This window comes from Micrococcus sp. (assembly GCF_034179925.1).
Taxonomy (GTDB): domain Bacteria; phylum Actinomycetota; class Actinomycetes; order Actinomycetales; family Micrococcaceae; genus Micrococcus.
Genome location: NZ_JAXFPG010000050.1, coordinates 1 through 9,389 on the forward strand (window position 1 = coordinate 1; position 9,389 = coordinate 9,389).

The 9,389-nt window shown below is 70.0% G+C and carries 9 protein-coding genes and 1 pseudogene; 7 read left to right on the plus strand and 3 right to left on the minus strand.

Features of this window, described 5'->3' with window-relative positions:
- Window positions 1-236 precede the first annotated feature (236 nt).
- Entirely contained in the window at window positions 237-743 is a 507-nt protein-coding gene (locus tag SPI96_RS09880; RefSeq protein ID WP_321082197.1) for a GNAT family N-acetyltransferase, read from the minus strand.
- Window positions 744-773: 30 nt separating this feature from the next.
- Complete coding sequence (locus tag SPI96_RS09885) at window positions 774-1,430, minus strand: GNAT family protein (RefSeq protein ID WP_321082198.1); 657 nt, start codon at window positions 1,428-1,430, stop codon at window positions 774-776.
- Between the two features lie 432 nt (window positions 1,431-1,862).
- Here SPI96_RS09885 and SPI96_RS09890 point away from each other — a divergent pair, with 432 nt between their 5' ends.
- Window positions 1,863-2,414 carry a hypothetical protein gene (locus SPI96_RS09890; protein WP_321082199.1) on the plus strand — a complete coding sequence of 184 codons (552 nt, stop codon included), beginning with the start codon at window positions 1,863-1,865 and terminating at the stop codon, window positions 2,412-2,414.
- A 36-nt stretch (window positions 2,415-2,450) separates the two neighbouring features.
- Here SPI96_RS09890 and SPI96_RS09895 read toward each other — a convergent pair whose 3' ends face one another.
- Window positions 2,451-3,503: an endonuclease/exonuclease/phosphatase family protein gene (locus SPI96_RS09895; protein ID WP_321082200.1), complete on the minus strand. Its 1,053-nt coding sequence runs from the start codon at window positions 3,501-3,503 to the stop codon at window positions 2,451-2,453.
- Window positions 3,504-3,741: 238 nt separating this feature from the next.
- Between SPI96_RS09895 and SPI96_RS09900 the strand changes: the two genes are divergently transcribed.
- From SPI96_RS09900 to SPI96_RS09925, 6 genes and pseudogenes are all read left to right on the plus strand, one after another.
- Window positions 3,742-4,908, plus strand: coding sequence for a sensor histidine kinase (locus tag SPI96_RS09900; RefSeq protein WP_321082201.1), 1,167 nt, complete (start codon window positions 3,742-3,744; stop codon window positions 4,906-4,908).
- Window positions 4,908-5,633 carry a response regulator transcription factor gene (locus SPI96_RS09905; protein WP_321082202.1) on the plus strand — a complete coding sequence of 242 codons (726 nt, stop codon included), beginning with the start codon at window positions 4,908-4,910 and terminating at the stop codon, window positions 5,631-5,633. The genes SPI96_RS09900 and SPI96_RS09905 overlap by 1 nt, the downstream gene beginning before the upstream one ends.
- 110 nt (window positions 5,634-5,743) lie before the next feature.
- Entirely contained in the window at window positions 5,744-6,628 is an 885-nt protein-coding gene (locus tag SPI96_RS09910; RefSeq protein WP_321082203.1) for an ABC transporter ATP-binding protein, read from the plus strand.
- Window positions 6,625-7,773 (plus strand): ABC transporter permease, encoded by a 1,149-nt coding sequence (locus tag SPI96_RS09915; protein WP_321082204.1) that lies wholly within the window; start codon window positions 6,625-6,627, stop codon window positions 7,771-7,773. The genes SPI96_RS09910 and SPI96_RS09915 overlap by 4 nt, the downstream gene beginning before the upstream one ends.
- 281 nt (window positions 7,774-8,054) lie before the next feature.
- A complete protein-coding gene (locus tag SPI96_RS09920; protein ID WP_321082205.1) occupies window positions 8,055-8,999 on the plus strand; it encodes an Abi family protein in 945 nt (314 codons plus the stop codon).
- A 264-nt stretch (window positions 9,000-9,263) separates the two neighbouring features.
- Window positions 9,264-9,389: pseudogene (locus tag SPI96_RS09925) on the plus strand (porphobilinogen synthase); the annotation flags it as partial.

Here is a 9,389-nt window from a genome sequence, read left to right on the forward strand (position 1 = left end):
CGTAGGCGCGCTTGATCGTCGGGGTGCCATAGGTGGCCAGCTCCTCGAGGATGAGGGCGGCGTACTTGGGCGAGACGTTGTCGCAGTCCAGCAGGACGGCGATGCGCAGGGAGGCGGGGGTGGGTTCAGGCATGGTTCCAGGGTAGTCGCCCCGCCGCCCCGGGGACGCAGTCCCATCCCCGGGGTCGCCGCCGTCGTCTCGGGGACGGTGTCGGCGGTGAGGACGGGCGGCGGGGTCAGGCCGTCCGGGGCAGAGGCCGGAATCCCAGGCTGCGGTAGAGCGACATGGCCGCGGGGGATGTGCCCTCACCGATGCGCAGGCTCAGGGTGCTGTCTCCCGCGGCGGCGCATGCGCTCAGAGCGTGCTGGACGAGGGCGCGGCCGACCCCACGGCCACGGGCATCCGGGTCGGTGAACAGGTCGATGATGAAGGGGCCGGGGAGGCCCTCGTCCCAGATCGAACGGGTCGTCACCATGATCGCGCCGACGAGCCGGCCCTCCAGCCAGGCCGTGGCACTGGCGTCGTCGCGAAGCTCCCCGAACTCCCCGCGGAAGGTCGCGTCCATCTCCTCACGGGCCTCGGTGAGGTCTGCGGCGGCGACCCCGAGCGGATAGCCGGCCAGGTAGACCTCCGCCAGGTCGGGAGCCAGGGTGCCGTCCAGCCCGTGGAGGACGACGCCGGCGGGCGGAGACTGCTCCACCTCCGTGCCGGTCAGTGTGAGGGTCAGGATGTCGGTGCTCATGGGGCCTCTCAGGGGGGGCGGCCGGTCGCTTCAGGCGGCGTCCAGTGCGAGGAATCGGCGCAGGGCGTCCGCGCCGGTGATGTGCACGCGGTCGGGCCCGCGGTCGAAGTCCTCGGGCCGCAGCTCGAAGAACACCTCGCCGGTCGGCATCCCGCGGCGTTCGGCCCGGCCGCGGCCGGTCTCCGTGTACCCGACCTTCTCACTGACCCGGCGGGAGGCGGCGTTGTCCTCCCAGACGGAGGAGGTGACGGCGTCGAGCCCCAGGCCGTCGAAGGCCAGCGCGCACACCATGCGGCGCATCCGCGTTCCCAGGCCCTGCCCCTGGAAGGGCAGGCCCAGCCAAGAGCCGGTCTCGAGGCGGCGGGTGGCCGTGACGTCCGGGCCGTTCACACCCTGCATGCCGACCACCCGCCCGTTCCGGCGCACCACCAGCTCGAGGCTCACGCCCCCGTCCACGGTGCGGGTGAGGGTGGAGGCGAAGAACCGCATGTAGTTCGCAGGCATCTCCTCGGCCGGGGCATCCGTCCACGGGAAGAGGAACGGCGTCCAGGAGGGGTCATGGATCCCGCCGGCGACGACGTCCAGCACCTCCGGGACGTCGGCCTCGCGCAGCGCGGTCATCCGCAGGTCGCCGGACTCGACGACGAGCCCGTAGGGCGGCCAGATCTCCTCGAGAGTGCGCGTCATATCCGGAGGGTACCCAAGGTCGGCGGCCTCTGGGGCGGCGGCCTCCTGAGGAAATCGCCGGCGGCTGTGCCCTGGGGCAGCGGTGACCGCCCATGTAGCGTGGGGAAGCGACCAGTGCCATGCGTGGAGCGGCAGCTGTGCCCCTCCCGCATCCCCGACCTCAGGAGTCTGAACCCGTGGAGAACCGCCCCAGCACGACCGTCTCGCGCCGCATGGTGGCCGCCGGGGGTGCATGGGCGGTGCCGGCCGCCGTCGCCGCTGCCGCCGCCCCCGCATTCGCCGCCTCAAGGTGCACGCCCCGCATCGCCCCCGGGGGAGGCGTGGGCGTCTACTGGGGCCCCAACGCGACCTGCACCTCCCTCAACCTGTCCCTGGGAGGCCAGACGTTCCTCTGCGGACTGCCCCCCGAACGTCACCGTCCAGCAGGTCGACGTGACCTTCCGCGTCGAACGGCGTGAGGGGCAGACCAGCAACACCTCCGGCATCTTCTACCCGGCCAACCAGACGTCCAACCTTGCGGGCTCCATCGGCCAGACCAATTCCCGATACAACCTGTCCGCCGCCCAGCGGACCGCCTCCGCTCCCGGCTGGGACCCCTATGTGGTCTTCAACAACAGCGTGGGCGGCTTCACCTTCACCAACCCGCGGGGCGGCACCCACGCCGCCGCGAACACCTGGACGATGACCCGGACCTGGCGGGCGAGCTCCGGCGCCGGCACCTACCAGTCGACCGCGCTGGGTCCCTGTGGCGCGGCGTCGATCGGATGCAGGAACTTCGGCACGGGGGAGGCCGGGAACTTCACGATCCAGTACACGAACCTCGCCAGGTACCTCTCGAGCCAGGCCTTCATCTACTCCACGATGTACATCACCGTCACCCTCAGCGACGGGACCGTCATCCAGCACAAGACCAACGACGAGGCGAACGCCCCGCAGGGGACCGGGCCCACCAGCTACATGGGAGCCTGCACCCTGCCCGGGTGATCCGCAGCAGGAGAGAGGGGCTCTGCAAGGCTGGGCTCATCCTTCTCCCTTGGCAGGCGGGAACGGAGGCAGCCGCAGTTCCACGGAGTAGGCGAGGTGGTCTGAGCTTCCCAGGAGGTGTGTGCTGCAGGAGAGCACTTCGATGTCGGTGCTGACCAAGACGTGATCGATGGGGGCGCGTGCCCAGGCCGGGGCGGCGGCAGGCCAGGTGCCGCCGACATGGTCAGTGCACTGTTGCGCGGTGTCCACGAGGTGCGCGCGGGCGGTCAGGGCACCGTGCCGGAGTGTGGCGTTCAGGTCGCCGGCCAGGATCACCGGGCCGTCGCCGGTGGTGTTGTCGAGCCCGCCGAGACGGTTTAGGTCGGCCCGCCAGGCGTCCATGGTGCGCGGCAGCGGGGGTGCGGTGTGGACTCCCACGAGCACGGGGGCGGCGGCCCCCGAAAGCGGTTCCAGGCGAAGGGCGCCGAACGTGCTCGGGGTCGGGGCGGTGTCCTTGTAGGCGCCTGCGCGGGGGCGGACGGCCATCACGGTGGGCGCGGCCCACCAGGGGCGTCCGTCGCTGAACCCGGCGTCGGGAGCCTCGTGGATGCCCGTGGCGTAGGGGGTTCCCGCCATGGCCTGGACCGCCCGCGAGGGTGTGGCCTCGGGCAGGACCAGCACGTCGGGGTCGGCGACGTCGACGAGTTCCCGCACATCCGACGCCGTGAGGGTGTCCTGACTGTTGAACACGGTGACGCGCAGTGTGCGTCCGGTGTTCCCCGTGGCGGCGAAGGGGCCCGCCGTCCAAGGCGGTCCGGCCGGGAACGCCGCCAGCCCCGCCCCGAGGACGGCCAGGGCGAGAGCGGCGGTGACCACCCCAATTCGGCGGAGGGACTGCACCGTCATGCTCAGGACCAGCGCAACGGTGCCGAGCAGGATCAGGGCCCCACCGGTCAGGGCTGGGAAGGCGAGGGCCTGGGCCAGGAGGAGGCGGGTGCTCATCCATCGACTGAGGGACGCCTCCGGAAAGAACACGAGCAGGGCAGCCAACACGAGGCCCACCGTGGCCAGCGCGGCGAACATCCGGCGGGACGCTCTGTGAAGGTCCATGGGGCAACTCTCGCACGGAGGCGGCAGTTCCGGGCCTACGCGCACCCGGGGCGATCCAGTGATCCCGGGGCGATCCAGTGTGGTTCTCCCTCTCGCGGGGGATCCCGAGCGTGCACGGGCTCAGAGTAGGGTCGGCGTCATGGCCGTCCGCTCTCCTGCCTCAGCTCACCTGCCTCACACGCGCGCGCGACCGTCGGGGTGGCAACGCCGGGATGTGCTGACAGCTTTGGTGTTGGCTGTGGCTGGCGTGGAGTTGGTGTACCTCTCCGACTTCGTGCAGAAGACGCCCTGGAAGGCTGCTGTGGGGTGGGTTGCCGTGGGTGCAGCAGTGCTCGCCGTTCCGCTGGCATGGCGCCGACGCTTCCCGGTGGCGGTGATGGTGGCCGTCTCGGCCGTGTTCTTCGTGCTGGGCGCGTGGGTGGGGATCGAGCTGTACGCCTCCCAGGTGGTGGTGTTCTTGGCGTTCTATTCAGTGGGGGCGTGGTCCACTGATCGGCGGCTGGCGAACTGGTCTCGCGGCATCGTGGCGGCCGGGATGGGGCTGTGGCTTCTGTGGGCGATGGTGGATGGGTTCACCGACCCGGAGGTCGGTGAGCGTGGGGTCAACGCTTACATGGCTTTCGCCGCCATTCAGTTGCTGGTCAACATCGCCTACTTCGCCGGCGCCTGGGTGTTCGGCAACCGAACATGGCGTGCGGCCATGGAGCGTCAGGACCTAGAGCACGCCAATGCCGAGATCCGGGCGCAGCAGGATCAACTGGCCGAGCAGGCCGTGAGCCTCGAGCGCCTGCGGATCGCCCGGGAGCTGCACGACGTCGTGGCCCACCACGTCACGGCCATGGGGGTACAGGCGGGGGCGGCCCGCGTGATCATGCCAAGGGACCCGGAGGCCGCCGGCGCCCATCTGCGCGGCGTCGAGGTCTCCGCCCGCGAGGCCGTCGCCGAGCTCAAGACCATGGTCCACACCCTACGCGACGGCGAGGAGCTGCCTGATTCGGTGCCGCGCCTGGCTGACCTCGAGCACCTGGTGGAGGAGGCGCGGGCGATCGGCCAAGACGTGGTGCTGGAGCGGGTGGGTCCGCAGCCGCAACTGGCTCCACCGGCTCAGCTGGCGCTGTACCGCGTGGCCCAGGAGGGCCTCACGAACGCTCGCAAGCACGCCGGGCCGCGCGCCGCGGTGACGGTTCGACTGCGTCACGAGCCGGGCCGGGTGGAGCTGGAGGTCAGCGACGACGGCCGCGGAGGCCGCCGAGGCTCACCGGTGCCGACAGGGACGGGACTGGGCGTGATCGGCATGCGCGAGAGGATGGCCTCCGTCGGCGGGTCCTGCGAGGCCGGTCCCAAGGACCATGGGGGTTGGCTCGTGCGGGCCGCCGTCCCGACGGTGAATAGCGAGGAGATCTGATGAGCCTGCGAGTCCTGCTGGTGGACGACCAGCCCCTGATCCGGCTGGGCTTCTCAGCCATCCTCACCTCCGAAGAGGACATCGAAGTTGTGGGGGAGGCGGCCGACGGCGTCGAGGCGCTGGAGATGGTGGCGGTCCTCGAGCCCGATGTGGTGTGCATGGACGTACAGATGCCACGCATGGATGGCATCGAGGCCACCCGGCGTCTCGTCGCGGGGGACACGCGTGCGGCTGTGCTGATCCTGACCACGTTTGACACTGACGAGGCGCTCTTCGACGCGCTGCAGGCCGGCGCCTCGGGATTCCTGCTGAAGTCCGCCGGACCAGAGGGGCTCATCGAGGCGGTCCGGGTTCTGGGGCGTGGGGACGGGCTGTTGGACCCGCAGGTGACCCGGCGCGTCCTCGCCCGCATGACGCGGCCCTCCACCCCGGGCGGGGTCACCGGCCCGGTGCCGATGGCCGCCGCAGCGGGCTCGCTGTCCACGAGCGTGCAGTGGGGACCGCGGCCGCAGGAGGCTATTGCCGAGGCCGGGCTTACGCCTCGCGAGGCGGAGGTGCTCCGGGCGATGTGCCGGGGCCTGTCGAACGCGGAGATCGGTCAGGAGCTGTTCGTCAGTGAGGCCACGGTGAAGACCCATGTGTCCAATGTGCTGATGAAGACGTGGTCCCGAGGCCGGGTGCACGCGGTTCTGTGGGCCTTTGAGCATGGGGTGGCGCGGTCCTGATCCGGCCCCGGAGCCCGCAGGTCCTCCTCCGTTCGGATGAGGGCCGGCGTCCGCGGAGATCGCCCATGCGGGGGAGGCGGCCCGGGGGAGCGTCTTCCTAGACTCGGGTCATGATCACAGTGAACGGGGTGAACAAGTCCTTCGGTGCAGCGCATGTGCTCAAGGACTTGACCTTCAGCATCCAACCGGGCCTGATGACCGGGTTCGTGGGCGGCAACGGTGCGGGGAAGACGACCACGATGCGCATCCTGCTCGGGGTGCTCACCCCCGACGCGGGGAGCATCGAGGTCAACGGTGCGCCGATCACCGCCGACTACCGCGCGGGTATCGGGTATATGCCCGAGGAGCGGGGCCTGTACCCGAAGATGACCGTCCTGGACCAGCTGGTCTACCTGGGCCGCCTGCACGATATGAGCCCCGCCGCCGCCCGGGCGCGGGCCCTGACGCTGCTCGAGCGCCTGGGCTTGGGTGAGCGGGGGTCCAGCCGGCTCGAGGAGCTCTCGTTGGGCAACCAGCAACGCGCCCAGATCGCCGCCGCTCTCGTGCACGAGCCGGTCGCGCTGGTACTGGATGAGCCGTTCTCCGGGCTGGACCCGAACGCTGTGGACGTCACTCTCCAGATGCTTCGGGAGACCGCCGACACCGGGATCCCCGTCCTCTTCTCCTCCCACCAGCTGGACGTTGTCGAGCGCCTGTGCGACGAGCTGATCATCCTGGCAGACGGGCAGGTCAGGGCCGCAGGCTCCCGGGACGAGCTGCTGGCCGCCCACACCGAGCCTGAGTGGGAACTGGTCACCGGCACCGACACCGGCTGGGTGCGGGGGATGCCCGAGGTGAAGGTCCTCACCTTCGATGGGGGCCGGGTCTGCTTCCAGGCCGCCTCCGAAGCCGCCGCCCATGCCGTCCTCGCCGAGGCGGTGGTGCGGGGCACCGTGCACCGGTTCGGCCCCCTCACCCGCACTCTGCACGAGATCTTCACGGAGGTCACCCGATGAGCACCGCCCTGCCCGCCCGACCCGCTCATGCCCTCACCTCCTCGCGGACCGGCCCCCGCCGCACGCCCTTCTGGTCGGCGGTGGGCACCGTCGCCGCCCGGGAGATGCGAGTCAAGGCCACCTCGCGCCCCTTCATCATCACCACCCTGATCCTGCTCGCCGCCGCACTGGCCGCCACCCTGCTCGCACCCCGGCTGGGGGAGCTGCTCGGCGGGGACGCGATGCGCGTGGCCGTCACGGAGCAGACCGCCGCCGTCGTGGGCGCCCTGGGGCCGGACTACACCTCTACGACGCTGAGCTCCGTCGAGGCCGCCCGAGAGGCGGTGCGCGCCGGGCAGGCCGAGGCGGCCGTCATCCCCGCCCCGGGCACCCCCTCGGGTCTCGGGGTGCTGGCCATGACCGACGCGCCCTCGACGCTGGTAGAGGCCTTGTCCACCACCCCCGCCGTGGAGCTCCTGGACCCGAGCGCCCCGAACCCGGCGCTGCGGTACCTGATCGCCTTCGGCTTCGGCGTGGTGTTCTTCATGGCCGCGGTCACCTTCGGTCAGCAGATCGCGGTGTCCGTGATCGAGGAGAAGCAGTCGCGGATCGTGGAGATCCTGCTGGCGGCCGTGCCGGCGCGGGCCATGATGGCCGGCAAAGTGCTGGGCAACGCGGCCATGGCGATCCTGCAGGTAGGCCTGGTGGCCGGCGCCCTGTTGCTGGGCATGCAGATCAACGGGGACGTGCTGCCCCTGGACGGTCTGGGTGTGCCGATCCTGTGGTTCGTGCTGCTGTTCTCGATCGGGTTCGTGATGATCGCGGCGCTGTACGCGGCCGCTGCGTCGATGGTCTCCCGGCAGGAGGACATCGGCTCCACGTCGATGCCGGTGATGCTGATGATCATGCTCCCGTACTTCGCGGTCATCTTCTTCAACAACAACCCGGAGGCCCTGCGGATCATGAGCTGGATCCCCTTCTCCGCCCCCGTGGCCGTGCCCCTGCGCGTCTTCCTAGGGCAGGGCTCCCTCGGGGAGCACCTCGGTGCGCTGGCCGTGCTGGTGGCGGCCATGGCCCTGGCCATCTGGCTGGCCGCGACGATCTACGAGCGCTCGATCCTGCACACCGGCAAGGCCCTCACGTGGGGGGAGGCCCTGCGGCATTGACGCTGCCCCGGAACGGGTTGGGGCATGGGGGCAAGTGAGGTAGCTCTTGCGGGGCTTACCCCTCCCTACGAGGGATCCGCCGGTGTCGAAGCCAGGCAACCTGACCTGACGCGCAGAGCTGCACCGGCTGAGGGGGCGCTGGCCCTCAGGGACCCAGGCTCCTACCCGTGCTAGAGTCTCCGCATCATGATCAGCCCGTTGCCGCAAGGCGCGGGCTGGTTTTCTTTGTGTAGGAGAGACGCGTGGAGTACACGAAGAAGTGGTTGCCCCTCGAAGCGCAGGTGGAGCGGTTAGTCCAGCGTGGCCTGGAGGTCGATGACCCGGCGCGGGCTCTGCGACTGCTCGAGTCCGTCGGCTACTACCGAGTGACCGGCTACCTGTACCCGTTCCTGGAGTCGGGGGAAGAGGTCGATGACGAGGGGCGCACGACGATCCGGGTGTTGAACAAGTACCGCCCGGGCACGGCGTTGCACCATGCGGAGGAGATCATCGACTTCGACCGGCAGCTGCGTCTGCTCGTCATGGAGGGCGTGGAGCGCATCGAGGTGGCGGTACGCATGCGCATTGGGTACGTGTTGGGGCGGTCCTCGCCGTTCGCCCACGAGGACCCCGCCTGTTTTGATGACTCGTTCACGAGGGCGAGCACCGACAACCGTGATCCGAGCCCCAGCAAGCAGGTGCAGTGGCTCGAGAGGGTCAAGCAACGCCGTGACTCCTCGGACGAGCAGTTCGTTGCCCACTTCCGTCGGAAGTACGACGATCACATGCCGGTCTGGGCGCTGACGGAGCTGCTGGAGATGGGACATCTGTCCAAGCTCTACCGGGGCATGCTCCAGAAGGATGCTCAGGAAGTGGCTGAGGCGTTCGGGGTCCCCCAGAAGAAGGTGATGGGCAGTTGGCTGGCCAGCTTGAACTACGTGCGCAACGTGGCCGCGCATCATGCACGTCTCTTCAACCGCAAGCTCCAGCACGCCCCCTCGCGGCCAAGGGTGGGCCAGGTGCCCCTCCTGGACCATCTGCAGGATCCGGCCGCCCCCAAAGGACACTTCGGCGTCTACAACGCGTTGGCGATCATCGCCTACATGCTGCGGTCGATCGAGGCGCAGCAGTTGTGGGCGCCGCGCCTGGCCGAGCTACTGCGCACCTTCCCGACTTCGCATGCCCTTTCCGTCCAGTCCATGGGTGCCCCGCAAGACTGGCACACGCTTGACCTATGGCGGGGGTGAAATTCGAGCGGGAGGCAGGTGCGGTGGGTGCGTGGCATCCGAGTCAATCCGTCGGCTCCCACGGCCACAACGACGTCGTTGAACCGTTCGTTCCTACGTGTTTCAGGCGGTCGTGGAGGTGGCAGGTCGTCGAGCGAGCATGGCCTCGCGGCGCCGGAAGCGGCAGCTGGCGGACAGCCGGGAGAACGGTGCCCCCGACGGAGGCGGAGAGACGGACCGATCCGCCTCAGCGGGCCGTCACCCCCGCGTCCTAGACTCGAGGCCATGTCCTTCCCCCTGAACCGCCCCCGTCGGTTGCGCCAGTCCGCGGCGATGCGCCGGCTCGTCGCCGAGACCCGCCTGCACCCCAGTCAGCTCATCCTCCCGGCCTTCATCAAGGAGGGCATGACC

Bases quoted from the DNA above. Each gene is read 5' to 3' on its own strand.
- SPI96_RS09895 (WP_321082200.1), bottom strand. From the start codon at position 3,503: ATGGACCTTCACAGAGCGTCCCGCCGGATGTTCGCCGCGCTGGCCACG.
- SPI96_RS09905 (WP_321082202.1), top strand. From the start codon at position 4,908: ATGAGCCTGCGAGTCCTGCTGGTGGACGACCAGCCCCTGATCCGGCTG.
- SPI96_RS09880 (WP_321082197.1), bottom strand. From the start codon at position 743: ATGAGCACCGACATCCTGACCCTCACACTGACCGGCACGGAGGTGGAG.
- SPI96_RS09915 (WP_321082204.1), top strand. From the start codon at position 6,625: ATGAGCACCGCCCTGCCCGCCCGACCCGCTCATGCCCTCACCTCCTCG.
- SPI96_RS09910 (WP_321082203.1), top strand. From the start codon at position 5,744: ATGATCACAGTGAACGGGGTGAACAAGTCCTTCGGTGCAGCGCATGTG.
- SPI96_RS09885 (WP_321082198.1), bottom strand. From the start codon at position 1,430: ATGACGCGCACTCTCGAGGAGATCTGGCCGCCCTACGGGCTCGTCGTC.